General features: G+C 68.4%; 1 protein-coding gene. It reads left to right on the top strand.

The window, feature by feature from the left end; genetic code table 11:
* Positions 1–500 (top strand): sugar transferase (locus MKK49_RS11260; protein ID WP_409565056.1); only part of this gene is annotated, 500 nt, incomplete at both ends.

Genomic DNA, 500 nt, shown 5'->3' with positions numbered 1-500 from the left:
CGACCGCCTCGTCGGCCTCACCATGCTGGTGGCGCTCAGCCCCGTAATGCTCGCCGTGGCGGCGGCCGTCGCCGTCACCTCGCCCGGCCCGATCCTATTCAGGCAGAAGCGCTACGGCTTCAACAACGAACTCATCGAGGTCTACAAGTTCCGCTCCATGTTCGTGGACCAGGGCGATGCCACCGCCGCGAAGCTCGTGACCCGGGGCGACCCGCGCGTGACCCCGGTGGGCCGCTTCATCCGCCGGACGTCGCTGGACGAGCTGCCGCAGCTGTTCAACGTCATCAAGGGTGAGCTGTCCCTCGTCGGACCCCGCCCGCACGCCCTCCAGGCCAAGGCCGCCAACACCCTCTACGACCTCGTCGGAACTCCGCGAGAAGCTGACGGCGGCGATGCCAGGCCTGAAGGAACGCGCCAAGACCCTCGTCGATCTCCTCGACAGCGCCTACTACCTCACGGCGGCTCGGCCACTGGTCCTCGACGAGAAGGCGACCGGGCTC

Origin of the sequence: Methylobacterium sp. J-090 (genome assembly GCF_022829345.1) — a bacterium.
GTDB lineage: Bacteria > Pseudomonadota > Alphaproteobacteria > Rhizobiales > Beijerinckiaceae > Methylobacterium.
This window is presented reverse-complemented; position numbering and strand designations above follow the sequence as displayed.